Here is an 18,682-nt window from a genome sequence, read left to right as displayed (position 1 = left end):
AATGCCCGGCTTTAGGCGCCAAACGTTGGCTGGCAATGTCCGCAACCGCCTCAACCGAGCCGTTCGTCGTGTTGTCCACGGCGACTGCAAGGGCGCGCCCTGCCCTTGCCCAGCCTGTCGTGATCAGGTTGTTAAAGCTAATCCAGGGGAACCAGGCTGGATCGTCCCGACCGGGTTCTGCAACCACCATGAGGACCTGCGCGGCGTTCCATGCCACAAAGAGGTCGGTGTTTCCCAGGCGCTGTGCAAAACCCCGGTGAGGTTCTCGCCAGGTTTTGTCACACGCAGGTGACTGGCCGTTTGGGAGGTCACGCCGGCGCGTCAATCCGGAAGACCGGCCTTGCGATAGCCGTCGACGAAATGCTCGAGCGTCGCATCGTCGCGGAATGGCTCCGTCGCGGCCCAATGACGGATTGAGAAATTCGGGTTGCCGACGAGGAACAGCTCGACCTCCGCGCGCGCCTCGTCGAGCCGGCGCAACTGGGCAAGGCTTGCCGCCAGGAAACGGCGTGAGCTTGTACGATAGGTCTCCTCTCTGCTCAGCGTCTCGACAGCGGCTTCGTAGTCACCGGCTGCATATTGCGCCTGGCCGAGAGTCAGGTAGTACCAACTTGCCGGAAACGGGTTCAATCGGAATGCCTTGCGGATGTGCTCGAGGCCTTCCTCGACCCGCCCGGCAAGAACCGCGATGTCGGATAGCGCCGCCCAGGTATCGGCCTCGTTGGGATCGAGCTCGATCGCCTTGGCGAATTCCGCATCCGCCTCGGCGAAGCTACGCTCGTATGCAAGCAGGTACGCCAGGATCCAGCGACAGCCAGCGTCGTTGGGATCGATCGCTACAGCCTTGCGCGCCAGTTCCAAAGCCGCACTACGGATAGGTTCGGCTGGCCCGCCGCTATGTATCCATCCCATCCAGTGGTTTACGGCAAGCCAGCGATAAGCCTCGGCGTAATGCGGATCGAGCGAAACCGCGCGCGTGAGCATCAGATGCGCTTCCCGCGCCGCCTGCGGTGAATCATCCATGAGCTTGCGCGCCCGCACACAAAGATCGTGGGCCTCGATATTTCTGGGCCGATTGCGCCGCGGCGGCTGGGCGCGCAGCCGCCCGAGCAACGCTTCCACGATCTTGCCTGTGATTTCGTCCTGGACGGCAAAGATATCGTCCAGGCTGCGATCGAAGCGTTCCGCCCATAGATGATCGCCACTTGTCGCGTCGACGAGCTGTGCGTTGATGCGCACCCGCCCGCCGGCGCGCCGTGCGCTCCCCTCCAGCAGGTAGCGCACGCCAAGGTCCTCGGCGATCCCGCGCACGTCCATCGCCTTTCCCTTGTAGGCAAAGGCCGAGTTGCGCGCGATGACGAATAGGCCGGAGTGCCTGGACAAATCGGTGATCAGATCTTCGGTTAATCCATCCGCGAAGAATTCCTGCTCGGGCTCGTTGCTGACATTGACGAAAGGCAGAATGGCTATCGACGGTTTGTCGGGCGGCGGCAAAGGTTCTCGCATTGCGCCACCGGCTTGTTCAACGGCCCCGGTGAAGCGGTAGCCGACGCGCGGAACCGTGATGATCCATTCACCGCCGTTGGCGGCGGGGCCGAGCAGCTTCCGCAGTTGCGCGATCTGGACGGTGAGGTTGCCTTCCTCGACTGCCATGCCCGGCCACGCCGTGTCCATCAACTCGGCCTTGCCCAGGATTTCGCCGGGCCGTCCGACCAGCGCCGCAAGCAACTTTAGCCCGCGGTAGCTAACGGCGACGGGAACATCGTTCCGAAGGAGCGTTCCCGCACCCGGATCGAGCACGAACGGACCAAAGGCAAAGCGCGATGCCTGCATGGGGCGCATCTATAGCCCGTTTGGAAGTTTTTGGAACTATTTGGGAGAGCTTAATTACGGCGCTGTTCGCATCCTGCAGTAGTCATCCTCTTTCAGGTCGAGGGCCAGAGCCCTCAAACCCGTATGGAGGCTGCGATGAACGATACGTCCCGCGTCAAGCCGGCGGAAGTGTCGCGTCGGAGCTGCAGTCCGACCCTGCGAAGCGTTGTAGCGACCTGGAACGAACGGATACGCTTTCGCTGGGACCTTGAGCAAATGTCGAAGGCCAATCCCCATTTGATCGACGATATCGGCCTGACGAGACAGCAGGTCGAGGCAGAGATCGCCAAGCCCTTCTGGCAAGAAAGCACCACATCACCGCGAGAGGATCGGATCCCATGGGCCGCAATGGCGGGCATCATTGCGACCGTCACGATGGGCGCCTTGGCACAAGGGGTGCTCTATCCCCTGCTAAGCTTCATCCTGGAGCGGCAGGGGACGTCGCCGGGCCTGATCGGCTTGTCGGCGGCGATGACGCCGCTGGGTTTCATTGTATCCGCAGCGTTCACGCCGGCACTGGCGCGGCGGGTGGGTGGGGCCAGGCTTGCGATCCTATGTTCGATCCTGACCGCGCTTACCCTCGCCGCTATTGCCTGGACGCAGGACGTCTGGGCGTGGATGCCGCTGCGGTTCCTGCTCGGCTTCTTCTCGAAGCCGCCTTACGTGATCTGCGAAACCTGGCTGATCTCGATCACGCCGCCATCGCGCCGGGGCCGCATCATGGGTCTCTATTCATCGATCGTTTCGGGTGGCTTCGCCATCGGCCCGCTGTCGCTCGGCCTGGTCGGCACGCAAGGTTGGGCGCCCTTCATGATAGGCATCGTGGCCTTCCTTCTCTGCGCCCTGTTCGTGCTTGCGGTCGTGCCGCGCCTGCCGAAAAGGGCCCATGAAGGCAAGGCAGTATCGGTTGGCGGCTTCTTCGCACTGGCGCCGCTGCTGATGTTCGCGGTTTTCGCCGCAGCCGCCTTCGAACAGACACTGATTTCCTTGTTCGCGGTCTATGGAGCCGCGTTCGACAGCGCTGAAGGGCGCATCGCTTCGCTCATCGGCTGTTTCATCGCGGGCGATGCCGTGTTGCAGATTTGGCTCGGGCGCTTGGCCGAACGGCTTGGCTCGGCCCAGACCATGTTGTTCTGTGTCCTGGCCTCATTGGCCGGCTGCCTGCTGCTGCCGTTGGCGTTCAACTCATGGCTCATCTGGCCACTGCTTTTCGCCTGGGGCGGGGTCTCGTTCGGGATCTACACCATGTCGCTGATCCAACTCGGCGAGCGTTTCACCGGTCAAGCCTTGATTGCCGGTAACGCGGCTTTCGCGTTCGCATGGGGGATCGGCGGCATCGTGGGCTCGCCCGCGACAGGCTTGGCGATGCAACTGATCGGACATCAGGGATTGCCATTGTCCCTTGGCCTGCTGTGCTGTGCACTGGCGGTGTTTCTGATGGCGGAGCGCCGGCGGGTCTGACCGCGGCACTTGCCTCGTGCCACGTCGACGTCATGCCGGGTGCCACCAAAATGGAGCCCGTATGATTGTCGAAGATTTCACAATTCGAAAGGCCGTGCCTGTTTCCAGCACCTGTCCAATTTCTACTTTACCAAACATGCGGCGCGTTTCGTTAGCGGCTGATCCTATTGCCAAAGGCCAGTTGGATGCCAAGGCAGACAATGAAACAACCAGCCACCCGCTGCTGCCAAAGCTGGACGCGGGGGCGCGTCTTCATCCAGGCACCGATGCTGCCCGATGCCAAGGCATAGGTTCCCAACACAAGAACGCCCGTCATTTTCTGAGTTGCGCCGAGCAGTAACATTTGCAACGTGACGGAGCTGCCACTCGGATCAACAAACTGAGGCAGGAACGCAACCATGAAGGTTATTGGCCACGGATTGAGCAGATTGGCGATCATGCCTTCGCGCGCTGCCGCAAGCGGCTTGACCGGGTTTGTTTTCGCCAGGGCCGGAACATCTGGCGACTTGAAGATCAGCTTTAGACCCAGCCAAACGAGATAGGCCGCTCCGGTCCATTGGAGCATCGAGAATGCGAGCGGGGAAGCTCGTACGAGAGAGGAGACGCCAAGTGCGATCAAAGGAAGTTGGACCAACCCCGCGCCGACCGTCATTCCCAACACGGTGAACAGCGCGACTCCGCGCCCCTGCCCAATTCCACGCGCCATCACAAGCACGCTGTCTGGTCCCGGGGGCATCTGCAGAACGACAACCGTTCCGACAAATGCTATCCAAAGTTCGGGGGCTATGAACTGCTCCTCCGGGTTGGGAACTCCCGGTCGGAACTAGAGTGGCAATACCGCCCGTCAACGGGTGGCAATTGCCTGGGCAGCAGAACTTCCCTCCCCGCGTGGTCAAGTACTCAAAAAGGCATGCCAACCTCGCGCTAAGCTCGCGACCAGCTTCGGAGAAGCGTAGAATTGCGGCATGAAGATGCGTGCGCTCGACCACATCGTGCTTTGTGTCACCGACGTCACAGCCACTCGCCGTTTTTACGAGCGTGTGCTGAATATGGAGCCGCGAGAGGAACGGCCCGGCAAATGGTCGCTGCATTTCGGCGCTAACAAGATCAGTCTTCAGGATGCCGTTGCATCGCCGAGCATCGCTCGTGAGACGGTTCCGGGCAGCGGTAATTTCTGCCTGCTTACGGACACGCCGCTCGATGCGGTCATCGAGCACCTCAAGCGCCAGGGCATAGAGATCGTCGACGGGCCAGGCAAGCGGGCCGGGGCGGTGGGCAAGATCCTGTCCATCTACTTCAAGGATCCGGACGGTAATCTCGTCGAAGTGAGCAACCAGCTTTAGCGCTTGCGAGCCGCGCCAGGCCAGGCACGCGGCCCGATCTGCTTCATCCAAGTTGAAACCCCATGCGCTCGGCTGTCTAGTTGCGTGAGCATTGGGACTTGTCCGTTGTCCGGTTTTGTAATAAACGAAGTTACATGAAAAGAGACAGCCGTCTTTCCTCGGTCCTGCACACCCTCCTCCACATGGCCGCCAATGAAGGCCCCATGACCTCCGAGGCGCTCGCTACGTGCCTGGGCACGAACCCGGTCGTCGTTCGCCGCACCATGGCCGGACTTCGAGAGGCCGGCTTCGTGAAGTCCGAGAAGGGACACAATGGTGGCTGGTCGATCGCCTGCGATCTCCGGGAGGTCACGCTGCGCGATGTCCATGTGGCGCTCGGCGAACCAGCGATCTTCGCTATCGGCAATCGAAACGAGACACCGGAATGCCTTGTCGAGCAGTCGGTCAACGCCGTGCTGGATAGTGCTTTCAACGCAGCGGAAGAGTTGCTGATGCAGCGTTTCGGATGTGTGACGCTTGCCGCCCTGGCCGAGGACTTCACGCGCAGGCTTGCAGTGCATCGAACCAGGAAGGAAGTTCGCAATGGTGTTTGACGTCGTCGTGATTGGCGGCAGCTATGCCGGTATGGCGGCCGCGCTGCAGATAGCACGCGCCCGGCGCAAGGTTATGGTGATCGACGCCGGCATCCGCCGTAACCGTTTTGCTGCGCGGTCTCATGGCTTTCTCGTGCAAGATGGCGTCGATCCGGCGCAAATCGCCGCTGTGGCCCGGGAGCAGCTATGTGCCTATCCGAATCTCGTCTGGACGGAGGGGCGAGCCGATCGGGCCGCGAAGGATGATAACGGTTTCACCGTCTCGATGAGTGACGGTAGCGAACATCGCGCCGCTCGTCTGGTGCTGGCTCTCGGCGTCACAGACACCTTGCCAGAGGTGCCGGGAGTGCAGGATCGCTGGGGCAAGACCGTTTTCCATTGTCCCTACTGCCACGGATATGAGCTGGGCGGCGGCCCGGTTGGCGTGCTGGCGGTGGGAGCCGCTTCGATGCATCAGGCCATGCTCCTTCCGGAGTGGGGACCGACGACGTTTTTTATCAACCAGACCTTTGTGCCGGATCCGGAGCAACTCGCACAACTCGAAGCTCGCGCCGTGACGGTGGAGCACACGGCGGTATCTCGAATTGCGGGCGAAGCCGACGTGGAACTCGCCGACGGACGGGTGGTCACGCTCGCCGGGCTGTTCACCGCCAGCCGTACCCGACCCTCCACTTCGCTGGGGGAAGATCTGGGCTGCGCTCTGGATGACGGACCCCTCGGACCGTTTCTCCGTACGGACGCGATGAAGGAGACGACGATTCCCGGTGTCTTCGCCTGTGGCGACGTGGCGAGAGCGACAGGAACGGTGTCTCTGGCGGTGGGGGATGGTGCGCTTGCCGGCGCCGGCGTCCATCGGTCGTTGATCTTCGGATAAGGCCACATGCGGCGGGACCGTTCGATCATCCAAGGTTCTGGCAATCATGGGCCGCCGCGACCGGCGGTCCCTGCCCTTCCGCTCGGCGCAAGCAAGAGACACCTAAGTTTTTCTAATGGCTGGCGCAAGATATCGTCGTTTGTTCAACGTGTTCGAACCACGTATATCCGCTTCACCCGCTTGAGGCGCTTTCCGCTGCATGGATCAAAGGAGCGCCGGTAGCGAAGTTTCGACATATATCCGGATTGGCCATGGACCGCGGTCTGCCTCGGCCTGACCAGTCGCGCGCAGACGAGGACGTCATATCTGTCATGAGACGCATTTCAGTTCCCACGCTTGGAATTCTCGCAGCCGCCTCCTTGTCCTTCGGCACCTCCACCTATGCTGCCGACAGTCGGGGCCAGTTGGACCGTGTTGTCGGCGAGGCGATCAAGCCGGTCATGAAGGCGAACAACATTCCCGGCATAGCCGTCGCGGTCACAGTCCAGGGCAAGCAGTATTTCTTCAACTACGGCACCGCTTCCAAGGAGAGCGGGCAAAAGGTTACCGAGGACACGATTTTCGAGATCGGATCGATCAGCAAGACCTTTACGGCAACCCTCGCCTCCTACGCGCAAGTCCGCGCAAACCTGTCGCTGTCCGACAATGCGAGCAAATACTTGCCAGCGCTGGCTGGCAGCAGCTTCGACAAGATCAGCCTTCTCGATCTCGGCACCTACACGGCGGGCGGCCTGCCCCTGCAGTTTCCCAACGACGTGACCGACCGGGAAAAGATGCTCGCCTTCTATAGAAGCTGGCGTCCGACCTATGCCTCCGGCACTCATCGCCGATATTCGAATCCGAGCATCGGGCTGTTCGGCCATCTCGCCGCTGCAAGCATGGGCAAATCCTTCGACGAGTTGATGGAGCAGAAGCTCTTCCCGGCGCTTGGCCTGGCCCGTACCTATATCAGGGTTCCCGAGGACCAGATGAGCGAATATGCCTACGGCACGTCGAAGGACGGCAAACCAATTCGAGTGTCGCCCGGCGTTCTGGACTCGGAAGCCTATGGTGTGAAGACGACCGCCGCCGATCTCATCCGGTTCGTCGAGGCGAACATGGATCCCTCCAAGATCGACGACGAGGCGCTCCGAAGTGCGGTCATCGCAACGCATACCGGATATTACAAGGTCGGGCCCATGACGCAGGGTCTGGGATGGGAGATGTATGCCTATCCCGTGGAGCTCGATCGACTGCTTACGGGGAACTCCTCCGAGATGGCTCTCGAGGCGCAGAAAGCAAGCAGGCTCGTCCCGCCGCTACCGGCTGGGGCGGATGTGCTGATCAATAAAACTGGTTCCACCAACGGTTTCGGCGCCTATGCCGCCTTCGTTCCCGCCAAGGGCATCGGCATCGTGATTCTGGCGAACAAAAACTATCCCATACCGGCACGCGTGAAGGCCGCCCATCAGATACTGACGGCGCTGGACAGCCAGTCCGGTCCCACGAGCGCTCGTTGAGACACTGATCCGGTTATGGCCCCACATCGTCCCAATCACGTCTCGGTGCCGAGATCGTCGAAACGGCAGTAGTAAACCGTCCGGTCGGTCGTTGTCCCATCGAGCGGTATGCCTCGCAGGATGACCGTGACGATATCGCCGCCTTGTGGTGCGCTCACTATCCCTTTGATCGTGACGTCGGGGTGGTCGTCCGGGATCAGTTCGAAAGGGGTCTCCCCATTTTGCGTGGCACCTAGTCGGACATTGCCGAAATCATAGTCTCCCTCCGCCGCATAAGTCGGCTCCATGCGTGTCTTCGAGAGCAGAAGGTAAAAGGAGCCGGCAGCCGGATCACTTTGGGGAATACTCCCCCAAAGCGACATTTCCGCCTTTTCCTTGGTGGGCCGGATACGCGCGACGAGGTCACGGCAATCCTGATCGGATTTCGGCCCGCCGGGTTCGGGATACCAGAGATAGGTTCCGACTGGCGACGTGCCGTCGTCCTTCGCCGTGGCGAATGCCGGAATCAGGCATGTCGAAAACAACGCAGCGATCAAAACGCGGGCAGAATTGTTCACGGAACGATGCACCATTCGCCCTTTCAACAGTCCCGGATTGCGGGTTCAACCCTAGCACGGGTCCGCCGTGCTCGGACGTTAATGACCGTCGCGGGCCACGGTTTCGACCGGCACGGCGTTATCGACCACCTTCTGCCGATGGAAGATGAAGAGGCCGGCAAAGACGATCACTGCTGAACCGAGCAGGATCTGCGCGTCCGGTACGTCGCCGAAGAAAACCAGACCGAAGACGACTGCCCACAGAAGCAGACTATATTGCAGAGGCGCAAGGGTCGATGCCGGAGCGAGTTTGAGGGCGCGTGTGATCATAAGATGCGCCGCGCAGGAAACGATGCCGAGCAGCAACATCGCGAAAAGGTCGAGCGTGGTGGGTGTGGTCCAGCCTTGCAGACTGAGCAACCCTCCGACAACCAGCGCACCCAAGGTTTGCCAAGTCACCAATGAGGTGTCGCTGGTCGTTCGCAAGACGCGGTTCAGAATGAGATTCAGCGCGAAGGAGATGCTTCCGACAAGCGCGAAGAGAGATGGCAGCGACAGCGAAGCCGACGACGGGCGCAGCGCTATGACAACGCCGCCGAAGCCGAGGACAATTGCCATCCAGCGGCGCCAGCCGACCTTCTCGCCGAGGAACAGATGAGACAGGGCGGCCACATAGATGGGGCCAGCCATGTAGAAGGTCATCACATCGGCAAGCGGAAGGTAGGCAACCGCTGCGTAGAAAAGGGCCGTATCGGCCGTCGCCATCAGGACGCGAAGCCCCTGGAGGCCGGGACGCTCGAGCCGGAACAGCGACCCGGTGCCCTGCCGCGCGATCATAGGCCCCAGAATGGCGAAGGCGCCAATCGAGCGGATCAGCAACACCTGTCCGACCGAAAAGCTGGCGACCAGCCATTTGCCCATCGCGTCGTTGAGCGCGAACAGGAAATCTCCCAACAACATGAGTAGGATACCGGCGAGCACGAGGTTGCTGCCCTGGCGGGAAAATGCTGTGCGAAGATTCATGATGCCACTTGGATCGCGAGGAGATCCGCATCCCATCTTCGCCCGACCAATTCAAGATACCTTTTCGGATGGCGCCATTTTGTTCGACGGAGATTCCAACATTCACTCGATGGCCAAAGCAAAGGGCGCGCCCTCGTAGGCTTCAGCACCCCGGCCGATGCCAGTGATCGCCGCCACCATCCGCCCTTCCCGGCCGAGCATCCCGTCGGCAATGCCGACGAGCAGGAGATTGGGTGTTGCCGAAGGCGAAAGCCCGCGAAGCGTCCGGGCCAGTTCCTCTTCGCTTCGCCCGGGCATCAGCGCCGCCGCCACGATATAGGCAGCCGCCGTCGATCGGCTTATGCCGGCGAAACAATTGATCACAAGCGGCGTCGTTCGGTCCCAACACGCCGCGTAGGCCAGCAATCTCTCGACATGTTCCCGTCCGGGCGGTGTCATACCGTCTTGTGCCGCCAATATGTCATTCATTGTCAAAAGGAGGTGATTTTCCTGAGTGATTGTCGTGGGACGAGCGAATTCGATGCCGGCCGAGAGCAAGGAGACGAGATGCCGCGCGCCCGCAAGCGAGACCGTCGCCTCGACCTGGGTCATTGGACAGACATGGATCGTTGCCGACATGGTTGCTCCAAGCGCCTACTCTTGTCATAGGATCGCGAAGGCGTCCCTGCCAGATTGTGGACGATGTTGATGCCCGAACCAAGGCCAGTTCGGTCGACTGAAACGCGAGAGTGCATTCCTGCCATGCAACCATCCAAGGATATCGACCGGCTCATCGAGATCATGGCCGCGCTCAGGACACCGGTGACCGGTTGCCCCTGGGATGTCGAGCAGACCTTCGAGACCATAGTGCCCTACACGCTCGAAGAAGCTTACGAGGTCGCTGATGCGATCGCGCGTGGGGATCTCCAGGATCTGCGCGAGGAACTCGGCGACCTCCTGCTGCAGGTCGTCTTTCATTCGCGCATGGCCGAAGAAGCCGGCGAGTTCAGCTTCGGCGACGTCGTCGAGGCGATCACGAAGAAGATGATCCGCCGCCACCCGCATGTCTTCGGGGATGCGGAAGCCCGTGCCGCCGGTTCTGCCAAGGGCATGTGGGATCGGATCAAGGCCGAGGAGAAGGCGGAAAAACGCAGCGCACGCCTCGCCCGGGGGCTCGATCCGGAAGACCATGGCAAGGGTTACCTGGACGGCGTGCCGGTCGCGCTTCCCGCCCTCACCCGCGCTTTGAAGCTTCAGGAGAAAGCGGCCCGCGTTGGATTCGACTGGAAGGAAGCCAAGCCGATCCTCGAAAAGATCGAGGAAGAGATAAGAGAGTTGCGCGAAGCGATGGAGCAGGGAAAAGCCGCTGCTGTTGCCGACGAGTTCGGCGACGTGCTGTTCGCCCTGGTCAATTTCGGCAGACACCTCAGCATCGACGCGGAGACTGCTCTGCGGGGCACCAACGAGAAATTCCGCACGCGCCTCCATTACGTGGAGCAGGCTCTCGAGAAGCGAGGGAGCAGCCTGGAAGACGCGACTCTCGAAGAGATGGAAGAGTTGTGGCAGGAGGCCAAAGACTCGAAGTAGTGCCTTTTACTTCTTGTTTTTGTTACGCAAACGGTTCTCGATCTCGTTTTTTGCCGAAGCCGTGGCGTTGATCGACAAAGTTACACTGCCATCGTTTCTGTCCTTGCGGGCCACCACGTCACCGTTCCGATAGAGCCAATCGACCAGGCCGAGCTGATCGGGCGCCAGCGTTATCGTCAGCGGCTCCAGCGCTCCCGCGACACGTTCCTCGATCGCTGCGACGAGAGCATCGATCCCCTCGCCTGTCGCCGCCGAGACGGCGATCGGCGGCCCCTGACGGCCGACCGCTGTCTCCGCCAGAAGGCGCGCGCGGCTGCCTTCGTCCAAACGGTCGATCTTGTTCCAGACCTCGATGACACGCCTGCTGTCCGAGGCGTCGACACCGAGATCGCCGAGGATCTGCTCGACATCCTCGGCCTGGGCCGCCGCGTCGGGATCGGAAATATCGCGCAAGTGCACGACGAGGTCGGCTTCCACCACCTCTTCCAGCGTTGCACGAAATGCCGCGACCAGATGGGTCGGCAGGTCCGAAATGAAGCCCACCGTATCGGACAGGATTACCGTCGTACCGTGCGGGAGGCGCAGGCGTCGAAGCGTTGGGTCGAGCGTGGCGAAAAGCATGTCCTCGGCCAGAACGCCGGCGCCGGTCAGCCGATTGAACAAGGTCGACTTGCCGGCATTCGTGTACCCGACAATGGCGACGACCGGGAATGGGACCTTCTTGCGCTTGGCGCGGTGCAGGTCGCGCGTGCGGCGGACCGTTTCGAGTTCGCGCTTCAGTCGCAGGATTTTCTCTTGCAGGATCCGACGATCCGCCTCGATTTGGGTTTCGCCGGGGCCGCCCAGGAAGCCGGCGCCGCCGCGCTGCCTTTCCAGGTGGGTCCAGCTCCGGACGAGCCGGCCCTTCTGGTAATTGAGGTGGGCCAGATCCACCTGCAGGGTGCCTTCCCTGGTGCGGGCCCTGCGCCCAAAGATCTCGAGGATGAGTCCAGTCCGGTCGAGGACCTTGGCATTCAGCGCTTTTTCGAGATTACGCTGCTGCACCGGGGTCAGCGGATGATCGACGATGACCAGCTCGGCTTCGGTGTCCTTCACGAGGGCGGCAAACTCGTCGACCTTGCCGCTTCCCAGCAGGGTGGAAGGGCGTGGATCGGCGATCGGGACGATTGCCGTATGAACGGGATCGAGATCTATCGCGCGCGCTAGGCCGACTGCTTCGTCGTGGCGAGCCTCTGGTGAGCGTGACAAACGCGGCCTGTTCTGGGCCGGGCCGTCGTCGAAACGTCCCGGCCTGGTCAGCACAGGCACTATGATGACGGCCCGTGCCGTCGTCTGGGCTTCGAAAACCTGCATCGCGTCGCCGGCGCGATTGCGCCGACTCGCGTCTTGCTCATTCGTCAATCAAGCTTCCCGGCCGTTTTCCTCACCATCGAACATCTGAACCGGCTGGCTCGGCATGATGGTAGAAATGGCGTGTTTGTAGACGAGTTGAGAATGCCCGTCGCGGCGCAGAAGCACACAGAAATTATCGAACGAGGTTACAACGCCCGTCAATTTTACGCCGTTGATAAGAAATATTGTAAGCGGGTTCTTGCTTTTGCGAACCGAGTTGAGGAAGAGGTCTTGTAGATTTTGCGATCTTTCCGCCATTGTTCTTTTCTTTCACCGTCCCCAAACGTCTTGTGGCTAGTAGCGCCCCATTGGTCCGCCCATGTCAAGACACGCATGTCTTGCGTGCCATGGGGGCGTGACGAGCAAAACGTGATGGATATGTGTCCCTGCAGTTTAAGCCGTTATCAGGCCTTGATTTTTTCCGCAACGTCAAAAAACGATTGACGTAGGGAAAGTGCAACCGAGCCCGGATGACCATTGGCGACGGTCGCACCGTCGATCTCGACGACTGGCATGACCACGGTCGTAGCCGCCGTCAGGAAGGCCTCGCGTGCCTGCTTGGCCTCTTCCACGGTAAAGCCGCGTTCTTCGACCTTCAACCCGAGCTTGGCGGCTACGTCGATGACGGTGGCGCGCGTGATACCGCGCAAGATGCCATGATCGGCGGGCCGCGTGACCAGGCGGCCGTCCTTCGTGACGATCCAGGCATTGGTGGCGGCGCCTTCCTTCACCGTGCCATCCGGATCGATGAACCAGGCCTCTTGGGCGCCGGCCGCCTTCGCCTTCTGGCGGGCCAGGACATTGGGAAGCAGGCCGACGCTCTTGATGTCGACGCGATCCCAGCGGTTCTCGGGGACGGTGATGACCTTCAAGCCTGTCTCGGCCTTCTTTGCGGCCGCCGCGGGGTCTGTCCGCTTAGCCGTGATCACCAGGGCCGGTTTTACGCCTGGAGCTGGAAAAACGTGATCACGCGGCGCAACGCCGCGCGTCACCTGGAGATACACCATCCCGTTGACAACGCGGTTGCGCCGGATCACCTCGCGCATCACGGCAGTCAGCGCCGGCCGCGCCATCGGCCATGCGATCTCAAGCTCCCGCAGCGAACGGTCCAAGCGATCGAGGTGGCGCGTCATGTCCATGATATAGCCGCGCGCGACCTCGCAGACTTCGTAGACGCCATCGGCGAACTGATAGCCTCGGTCTTCGATATGGATCGCTGCGTCCGCATGGCGGAGATAGCGGCCATTGACATAGGCAACGCGCGGCATGTTGGCTTCCCTTGCAGTGAATCGGCTTGTCGCCAGCTTTGCTAGCGTGATTCGAGCAGCGGCTCTCAGAAAAACTCGAGGCTGACCCGGAACATCTGCTCGACTTGCTTGACAGCCCCGGCCAGCGCGAAGATCACGACACGATCCCTCGGCTTTATCCGCACCGCGCCGCCTGGCTTGATGACTTCGCCGTTCCGGTAGATCGCCCCGATGCGCATGTCGTGCGGTAGATCGATCTCCCGCAATTCCGCTCCGACCAGCGGAGAGGTCTCCAGCGCCTCAGCTTCGATGATTTCCGCCGCCCCCTGCTGAATGGTATGAACCGCGCGGATCCTGCCGCGCCTCACATGTTGCAGCACGCGCGAAATGGTGACGGCGCGCGGATTGACATAGGCATCGATTCCCATCGTGCCAGTGAGATCGTGGAAAGCGGGATTGTTGAGCAGGGCAAGGTTCGACTTGCACCCCAGCCGCTTCGCCATGGCGCTTGCGAGGATGTTGATTTGGTCGTTGTTGGTAAGCGCCACCATCAGGTCGGCGTCCTGTATGTCGGCTTCGAGAAGGAGTTTCTGATCGAGGGCGCTGCCCTGAAGCACGACCGTTCGGCGCAATTCGTCGGCGATCGCCACGGCCCGCTCTTTCCCGCTCTCGATGATTTTCAGGCGTGCGCGGCTCTGGCGCTGTTCCAGAGTGCGGGCGACATGAAGGCCGATATTGCCGCCGCCGGCCACGACGATGCGCGTGGCCTCCTGCTCCTCGTGGCCGAACAGACCGAGCGTGCGGCGAACCTGGTCCTTGGTCGTCACCACGTAAGCCAGATCTCCAGCGACTAGCTGATCCGACGAATGCGGAATGAAAAGCTTGCCCTGACGCGTTATACCCACAACTGTCGACGGAAGGTCCGGGAAGAGCTGGCTCAATTGGGCCAGCGGCGTGTTTATGACCGGACAATCCTCCTGGCATTCGATTGCCACCATCGCGATCTTGTTTTCCGCGAAGCCCACGACATCCGTCGCCCCTGGCAGGGCGATCCGCCGAAGCACCATCTCGCCCACTTCCAGCTCCGGCGAAATGATGACGTCGATGGGCAGGTGTTCACGCGAGAAGAGGTCGCGGTAGTGAGGCCTCAGATACGATTGGGCCCGGATACGAGCGATCTTGGTCGGCACGTTGAACAAAGCGTGCGCCACTTCGCAGGCAACGATGTTGACCTCGTCGAAGAGCGTCACCGCGATCAGCATGTCCGCCTGCTGGGCACCCGCGAGCTCAAGCACATCGGGGTGCGCGCCGTGTCCCACGAAACCGCGCACGTCGAGCGAATCACGGATCGCGCGGATGAGGTCGGGCGACGTATCGATGACCGATACGTCGTTCTTTTCCGCCGCCAGACGTTCGGCGATGCCGTAGCCCACTTGGCCAGCACCGCAAATGATGACTTTCACGTCTCAAACCCCGAGCGACTTCAGTTTACGGTGTAAGGCCGAGCGCTCCATGCCGATGAATTCCGCGGTCCGGGAGATGTTGCCGCCGAAACGGTTGATCTGCGCGATCAGGTATTCCTTCTCGAACAATTCGCGCGCCTCGCGCAGCGGCAGCGCCATGATGTGCTGATCGGACTGGCTCGGCGCGCGGGGCATCACGTCGCCGATCTCCGACGGCAGCAAGTCGGCCGTGATGGGGGTATCGGCATCGTTGCCGCGGACAAGGATCAGCAGGCGTTCGATGTTGTTGCGGAGCTGGCGGATGTTGCCTGGCCAATTGTGGGCCTGCAGGACGGCAAGGGCATCGTCGCCGATGCGGCGGGGCTTGATACCTGCCTGGCGCGCGATCTGCCGAATGAAGTGGTCGACGAGGAATGGAATATCCTCGCGCCGCTCGGACAGGCCCGGCACGATTACAGGCACGACGGCGAGGCGATGATAGAGATCCTCGCGGAAGCGACCTTCCGCGATCATGGCTTCCAGATTTTGCGCGGTGGAAGAGATGATGCGGACGTCCACCTTGACGCGCTTTGTGCCGCCGACGCGCTCGAACTGCTGGTCGACCAGGACGCGAAGGATCTTGCTCTGGGTCTCGCGGGGCATGTCGGCGACTTCGTCTATGTAGAGAATGCCGCCATGTGCCTCTTCGAGCGCGCCCACCTTGCGTTCGCCGCCATTGGATTCCGTGCCGAACAGTTCGATCTCCATCCGTTCGGGCGTGATCGTCGCGGCGTTGACCATGACGAACGGGCCGCCCCGCCGCACAGACGCCGCATGGATTGCGCGGGCCACCATTTCCTTGCCGGAGCCCGACGGCCCGATGATCATGATACGGCTGTTCGTCGGCGCCACGCGCTCGATCGCCTGACGCAATTGGCTCATCGCCACGGACGTGCCGATAAGATCGAAACTCTCGCCGCTGCGCTGCTTGAGATCGGATACCTCGCGTTTCAGCTTGGAGGTCTCCAGCGCACGCTCGGCGATCAAGATCAGCCGATCCGCCTTGAACGGCTTTTCGATGAAATCATAGGCACCGCGCCGGATCGCCGAGACCGCCGTCTCGATCGTGCCATGGCCGGAAATCATCACGACCGGCAGGCCGGGATGGATTGCCTTGATCTGGTCGAGCAACGCAAGGCCATCGAGCTTGGATCCCTGCAGCCAGATGTCGAGGAAGACCAGCCGTGGGACGCGGTCGGCGATCGCGGCAAGCGCGCTGTCGCTGTCGTGGGCGGTGCGGGTTTCATGCCCTTCGTCACTCAGGATACCGGCGACGAGTTCGCGGATGTCTTCTTCATCATCGACGATAAGAATGTCAGACGCCATTGCCGACCTTTTCAGTTTCTTTCTGGCTGACGGGGCCGGTCTCGGGCGCATTGGCCGCCGGCAAGACCATGGTGATCATGGCCCCCCGCCCCTGATGGAAATCCTGGGGCGCATCATGCAGTTCAAGTCGCCCACCATGGTCCTCGACGATCTTCTTGACGATAGCGAGGCCGAGCCCAGTGCCTTTTTCGCGCGTCGTCATATAGGGCTCGAGCAGCCGCTGCCTGTTCTCGCGCGGCAGGCCTTTGCCATTGTCGACGACATCGACACGAATCATGTTCCCTTCGCGGGAAGCCTGGATGCGGATCACGCCTTTTTCGCCATCCTGGAACTCCGCACCTTCGATCGCCTCGGCGGCGTTCTTGATGATGTTGCCGAAAGCCTGGCTCATCAGCCGGTTGTCGAAGGTGCCCATCAGCGGCTCCGAGCCAAAGGCGCGCTCGAAAGCGATGTCGGATCGGCTTACCTCGACGAGGAAGGACGCTTCGCGCAAAGGCTCGCGCAAATCCAGAACCTTCATGTCCGGCTTGGGCATGCGGGCGAAGGCCGAGAACTCGTCGACCATGCGGCCGATATCCTCGACCTGGCGGATAATCGTATCGGTGCATTGGTCGAACACCTCTCGATCCTCGGTGATGACCTTGCCGTAGCGCCGCCGGATGCGCTCCGCCGAGAGCTGGATAGGGGTCAATGGGTTCTTGATCTCGTGGGCAATCCGGCGTGCGACATCCGCCCAGGCCGAGGTGCGCTGCGCCTGCAGCAGATCCGTGATGTCGTCGATCGTCACGACATGCGACCTCTCCTCCGGATCGGTTTCGCTTTCCTCGATGGTGACCTGCACGTTGAAGGTGCGCTCGGCTCCAGCCCTGTAGAAAGTCACCTGCTCGCGATAGACCGGCTTGCCGGATTTGCGACCGACTTCGAGTACGCGGCCGACATGGGGCAAGATCACCGACAGATTCTTGCCGACCGACGCTTCGGCCGAGATGGCAAGCATGTTCTCGGCGGAACGGTTGACGATGGTGACGATACCTTCCGGGTCGACGCCGATCACTCCGGCCGTCACGCCCGCCAGCACGGCTTCGGAAAAACGGCGCCTTTCATCGACAAGATCCTTTGCATCAAGAAGCTCGTTGCGTTGGGTTTTGAGCTGGAGCAGCATCTTGTTGAACGTATCGCCCAGCGAGGCGACGTCCCCGTCACTTGCCCGCACAGGCACGGAAACGTCGAGATTGCCGGTTGCCACTTCGTCCGCCGCGCTGATCAACTGTCGTATGGGCCGGACCAGCCGATCGGCCACGGCGATGCCGGTCCAGATCGCCGAAAGCACGACGATCAGCGTAAGGCCGAGATAAAGCAGGGCGAAAGCGACTTGCGTTGTCCGGCGGTTGGCTTCCAGGCCGCGATATTCATCGGTGTTCGCGCGCACGATCTGGCGCGCCCGGATGACCTCCGGGTCGACGAGCCGGATGGTGAAGAGATAAATGTCGGGGATTTCGCGCAGCTTGACGATCGCCCCGACAATGTTGCGAGTGCGCGGCTCGATCAGCACGGTCTGGCCGTCGCGCGCCTGCTGCACCGCGCCCGGTGGGGGCTCCGGCAAGGGAAATTCGGCGTTGGTCTGCGCAGCCATGACCAGGGAGCCGTCATCCTTCACCAGCGCGGCATGGGCGAGAGCCCTGCCCATGGCCTGCTGGGTCAGCACCTCTCGAAATCCGGTCCGGTCGAGATTGAACAGGGTCCGCGCGCGGTCGAGATCGTTCGCCATCGACAGGGTCGTGCCCTGGAGGTTGCGCGCGTTCTCCTGCACATACGCCTCGGCGATCGACAGCGACGAGGTGATGATGGCCTTTGTGCGGAGCTCGAACCAACGATCGAGACCGATATCCAGGGTTATCGAGGCAACGATCGCCACCATGAGGGCGGGGATTGCTGCCACCAGCGAAAACATCGCGACGATTCGAACATGAAGACGAGAGGCGGCCTTGCCGCGCCTGCGCGCCATCACGATGCGATGAACTTCCCTGACGATCAGCGCGACCAGAAGGAGAATGAAGATCGCGTTGATGCCGATCAGGGCGAGGGTCGTGGTTTCGTTCGGTGTGATGGGTGTAGCGCCGACGAGGATCGCAAACGACAATGCTGCCGTCAGCAGGGCGGCGACAACGGTCACGACGCCCGGCAATGCAAGCAGGCGGCGCCCCTCCGTCGCAACAGATCCCGGGAAGCCCGGTCCGGGAATCGTCCGTTCAGTCTTCATTCTGCCGATCACGCCCTCATTGCATCGATCTATGCAACGCATTGTGGCGATTATGCAACATTCCTGGTCGCTCGCCCATCTTTTGCTTGCGGCCGAGAAGCCGAGCCGCTCGGACGCGCCTCAGGCGAGATCCTGACGCGTAGACCCTGAAAGGTGCCATACGGCCAATAACTTCACGATTATTGGTC

General features: G+C 61.5%; 17 protein-coding genes. 6 read left to right on the top strand and 11 right to left on the bottom strand.

The window, feature by feature from the left end; all coding sequences use genetic code 11:
* Window positions 1–321: 321 nt before the first annotated feature.
* Window positions 322–1,833 carry a winged helix-turn-helix domain-containing tetratricopeptide repeat protein gene (locus ACCO56_RS13225; RefSeq protein ID WP_433641220.1) on the bottom strand — a complete coding sequence of 504 codons (1,512 nt, stop codon included), beginning with the start codon at window positions 1,831–1,833 and terminating at the stop codon, window positions 322–324.
* 387 nt (window positions 1,834–2,220) lie between these two features.
* Between ACCO56_RS13225 and ACCO56_RS13220 the strand changes: the two genes are divergently transcribed.
* A complete protein-coding gene (locus ACCO56_RS13220) occupies window positions 2,221–3,333 on the top strand; it encodes an MFS transporter (protein WP_433641515.1) in 1,113 nt (370 codons plus the stop codon).
* Window positions 3,334–3,484: 151 nt separating this feature from the next.
* Here the strand turns inward: ACCO56_RS13220 and ACCO56_RS13215 are convergent, their stop codons facing one another.
* On the bottom strand, window positions 3,485–4,069 hold the full coding sequence (locus ACCO56_RS13215; protein WP_433641219.1) for a LysE family translocator: 585 nt from the start codon (window positions 4,067–4,069) through the stop codon (window positions 3,485–3,487).
* A gap of 229 nt (window positions 4,070–4,298) precedes the next feature.
* Between ACCO56_RS13215 and ACCO56_RS13210 the strand changes: the two genes are divergently transcribed.
* The 4 genes from ACCO56_RS13210 to ampC all read left to right on the top strand — a co-directional run bounded on the left by ACCO56_RS13210 (window position 4,299) and on the right by ampC (window position 7,642).
* Complete coding sequence (locus ACCO56_RS13210; protein WP_433641218.1) at window positions 4,299–4,676, top strand: VOC family protein; 378 nt, start codon at window positions 4,299–4,301, stop codon at window positions 4,674–4,676.
* A 134-nt stretch (window positions 4,677–4,810) separates the two neighbouring features.
* A complete protein-coding gene (locus ACCO56_RS13205) occupies window positions 4,811–5,269 on the top strand; it encodes an Rrf2 family transcriptional regulator (RefSeq protein WP_433641217.1) in 459 nt (152 codons plus the stop codon).
* Window positions 5,259–6,143: an NAD(P)/FAD-dependent oxidoreductase gene (locus ACCO56_RS13200; protein WP_433641216.1), complete on the top strand. Its 885-nt coding sequence runs from the start codon at window positions 5,259–5,261 to the stop codon at window positions 6,141–6,143. Before ACCO56_RS13205 ends, ACCO56_RS13200 begins: the two co-directional genes overlap by 11 nt.
* Before the next feature lie 311 nt (window positions 6,144–6,454).
* Window positions 6,455–7,642, top strand: coding sequence for a class C beta-lactamase (gene ampC / locus ACCO56_RS13195; protein ID WP_433641215.1), 1,188 nt, complete (start codon window positions 6,455–6,457; stop codon window positions 7,640–7,642).
* 35 nt (window positions 7,643–7,677) lie between these two features.
* Here ampC and ACCO56_RS13190 read toward each other — a convergent pair whose 3' ends face one another.
* From ACCO56_RS13190 to ACCO56_RS13180, 3 genes are all read right to left on the bottom strand, one after another.
* Window positions 7,678–8,214, bottom strand: coding sequence for a hypothetical protein (locus ACCO56_RS13190; RefSeq protein ID WP_433641214.1), 537 nt, complete (start codon window positions 8,212–8,214; stop codon window positions 7,678–7,680).
* A 63-nt stretch (window positions 8,215–8,277) separates the two neighbouring features.
* Window positions 8,278–9,201, bottom strand: a complete 924-nt coding sequence (locus ACCO56_RS13185; protein WP_433641213.1) for a DMT family transporter — start codon at window positions 9,199–9,201, stop codon at window positions 8,278–8,280.
* A 102-nt stretch (window positions 9,202–9,303) separates the two neighbouring features.
* Window positions 9,304–9,819 carry a tyrosine phosphatase family protein gene (locus ACCO56_RS13180; RefSeq protein WP_433641212.1) on the bottom strand — a complete coding sequence of 172 codons (516 nt, stop codon included), beginning with the start codon at window positions 9,817–9,819 and terminating at the stop codon, window positions 9,304–9,306.
* Window positions 9,820–9,942: 123 nt separating this feature from the next.
* On the opposite strand from ACCO56_RS13180, the gene mazG reads away from it, so the two are divergent.
* Window positions 9,943–10,767: a nucleoside triphosphate pyrophosphohydrolase gene (gene mazG / locus ACCO56_RS13175; RefSeq protein ID WP_433641211.1), complete on the top strand. Its 825-nt coding sequence runs from the start codon at window positions 9,943–9,945 to the stop codon at window positions 10,765–10,767.
* 6 nt (window positions 10,768–10,773) lie between these two features.
* On the opposite strand, the gene hflX is transcribed toward mazG, so the two are convergent.
* The 6 genes from hflX to ACCO56_RS13145 all read right to left on the bottom strand — a co-directional run bounded on the left by hflX (window position 10,774) and on the right by ACCO56_RS13145 (window position 18,494).
* Window positions 10,774–12,168 carry a GTPase HflX gene (gene hflX, locus ACCO56_RS13170; protein ID WP_433641210.1) on the bottom strand — a complete coding sequence of 465 codons (1,395 nt, stop codon included), beginning with the start codon at window positions 12,166–12,168 and terminating at the stop codon, window positions 10,774–10,776.
* Complete coding sequence (hfq, locus tag ACCO56_RS13165) at window positions 12,169–12,417, bottom strand: RNA chaperone Hfq (RefSeq protein WP_433641209.1); 249 nt, start codon at window positions 12,415–12,417, stop codon at window positions 12,169–12,171.
* A gap of 146 nt (window positions 12,418–12,563) precedes the next feature.
* The gene (locus tag ACCO56_RS13160; RefSeq protein ID WP_433641208.1) at window positions 12,564–13,427 is read right to left on the bottom strand and encodes a D-amino-acid transaminase; all 864 of its coding nucleotides are present in this window, start codon (window positions 13,425–13,427) and stop codon (window positions 12,564–12,566) included.
* A 65-nt stretch (window positions 13,428–13,492) separates the two neighbouring features.
* A complete protein-coding gene (trkA, locus tag ACCO56_RS13155) occupies window positions 13,493–14,869 on the bottom strand; it encodes a Trk system potassium transporter TrkA (protein ID WP_433641207.1) in 1,377 nt (458 codons plus the stop codon).
* A 3-nt stretch (window positions 14,870–14,872) separates the two neighbouring features.
* On the bottom strand, window positions 14,873–16,234 hold the full coding sequence (locus ACCO56_RS13150) for a sigma-54-dependent transcriptional regulator (protein ID WP_433641206.1): 1,362 nt from the start codon (window positions 16,232–16,234) through the stop codon (window positions 14,873–14,875).
* On the bottom strand, window positions 16,224–18,494 hold the full coding sequence (locus ACCO56_RS13145; protein WP_433641205.1) for an ATP-binding protein: 2,271 nt from the start codon (window positions 18,492–18,494) through the stop codon (window positions 16,224–16,226). Before ACCO56_RS13145 ends, ACCO56_RS13150 begins: the two co-directional genes overlap by 11 nt.
* Between the last annotated feature and the right edge of the window lie 188 nt (window positions 18,495–18,682).

Source organism: Mesorhizobium sp. 1B3 (genome assembly GCF_050958605.1).
Taxonomy (GTDB): domain Bacteria; phylum Pseudomonadota; class Alphaproteobacteria; order Rhizobiales; family Rhizobiaceae.
The sequence above is the reverse complement of the archived record's forward strand: the minus strand, read 5'-3'. Positions and strand labels throughout refer to the sequence as shown.

Coding starts and splice junctions, on each gene's coding strand:
- ACCO56_RS13150 (WP_433641206.1), bottom strand. CDS start 16,234: ATGGCGTCTGACATTCTTATCGTCGATGATGAAGAAGACATCCGCGAA.
- ACCO56_RS13180 (WP_433641212.1), bottom strand. CDS start 9,819: ATGTCGGCAACGATCCATGTCTGTCCAATGACCCAGGTCGAGGCGACG.
- ACCO56_RS13160 (WP_433641208.1), bottom strand. CDS start 13,427: ATGCCGCGCGTTGCCTATGTCAATGGCCGCTATCTCCGCCATGCGGAC.
- ACCO56_RS13220 (WP_433641515.1), top strand. CDS start 2,221: ATGGCGGGCATCATTGCGACCGTCACGATGGGCGCCTTGGCACAAGGG.
- ACCO56_RS13225 (WP_433641220.1), bottom strand. CDS start 1,833: ATGCAGGCATCGCGCTTTGCCTTTGGTCCGTTCGTGCTCGATCCGGGT.
- ACCO56_RS13185 (WP_433641213.1), bottom strand. CDS start 9,201: ATGAATCTTCGCACAGCATTTTCCCGCCAGGGCAGCAACCTCGTGCTC.
- ACCO56_RS13205 (WP_433641217.1), top strand. CDS start 4,811: ATGAAAAGAGACAGCCGTCTTTCCTCGGTCCTGCACACCCTCCTCCAC.
- ampC (WP_433641215.1), top strand. CDS start 6,455: ATGAGACGCATTTCAGTTCCCACGCTTGGAATTCTCGCAGCCGCCTCC.
- ACCO56_RS13145 (WP_433641205.1), bottom strand. CDS start 18,494: ATGAAGACTGAACGGACGATTCCCGGACCGGGCTTCCCGGGATCTGTT.
- ACCO56_RS13210 (WP_433641218.1), top strand. CDS start 4,299: ATGAAGATGCGTGCGCTCGACCACATCGTGCTTTGTGTCACCGACGTC.
- ACCO56_RS13190 (WP_433641214.1), bottom strand. CDS start 8,214: ATGGTGCATCGTTCCGTGAACAATTCTGCCCGCGTTTTGATCGCTGCG.
- hfq (WP_433641209.1), bottom strand. CDS start 12,417: ATGGCGGAAAGATCGCAAAATCTACAAGACCTCTTCCTCAACTCGGTT.
- mazG (WP_433641211.1), top strand. CDS start 9,943: ATGCAACCATCCAAGGATATCGACCGGCTCATCGAGATCATGGCCGCG.
- ACCO56_RS13215 (WP_433641219.1), bottom strand. CDS start 4,069: ATGCCCCCGGGACCAGACAGCGTGCTTGTGATGGCGCGTGGAATTGGG.
- ACCO56_RS13200 (WP_433641216.1), top strand. CDS start 5,259: ATGGTGTTTGACGTCGTCGTGATTGGCGGCAGCTATGCCGGTATGGCG.